The sequence below is a fragment of the Campylobacter sp. 2018MI10 genome, assembly GCF_018501175.1.
Taxonomy (GTDB): domain Bacteria; phylum Campylobacterota; class Campylobacteria; order Campylobacterales; family Campylobacteraceae; genus Campylobacter_E.
In genome coordinates, this window is the sequence record NZ_JAHCZD010000061.1 from 1 (window position 1) to 567 (window position 567).

At 19.4% G+C, this 567-nt stretch carries 1 tRNA gene; it reads right to left on the reverse strand.

Annotated elements, in window-relative coordinates:
- Positions 1-441: 441 nt before the first annotated feature.
- Positions 442-518: transfer RNA gene (locus tag KJR01_RS09665), tRNA-Ile, on the reverse strand.
- Positions 519-567 lie beyond the last annotated feature (49 nt).

Here is a 567-nt window from a genome sequence, read left to right on the forward strand (position 1 = left end):
AAACATAATCACTAAACATAAAAAGCTATTTTTATTAAAAGAATTTAAAACTTATAAATACTTTATAAAAACATTAATTATATTAACTCTTAAAAATACAACTAATATTTTATTTAATAGTAAAAACATAATTATCACTTATAATTTAAATTACTTATTACTATAAGAGTTATTTTAAAAAGATAATATATATGCTATCAAATAACACACCACTTTAATAAGTATTATAATTTATATAAAAATAGCTTTAAACATAACTACAAGCTAAATAAGTAAAAATAAGTATTTTTAAATAAATTCAAATATCATTAAAAAATAAATATTATTTATAAGTTTTAATCTAAAATAAATACACAAGTAAAACATAAAATCATACTAAAAACTACATATATTAAAAAGATTTAAAAAAACAATTTAAAAGATAGATAAAAAGAATAAAAATGGTGGGCCTAACAAGACTTGAACTTGTGACCTCACCCTTATCAGGGGTGCACTCTAACCAGCTGAGCTATAGGCCCTTAAGAAGTAGAATTATTGTTATCTTATTTCATTTCAACCTTTGATATC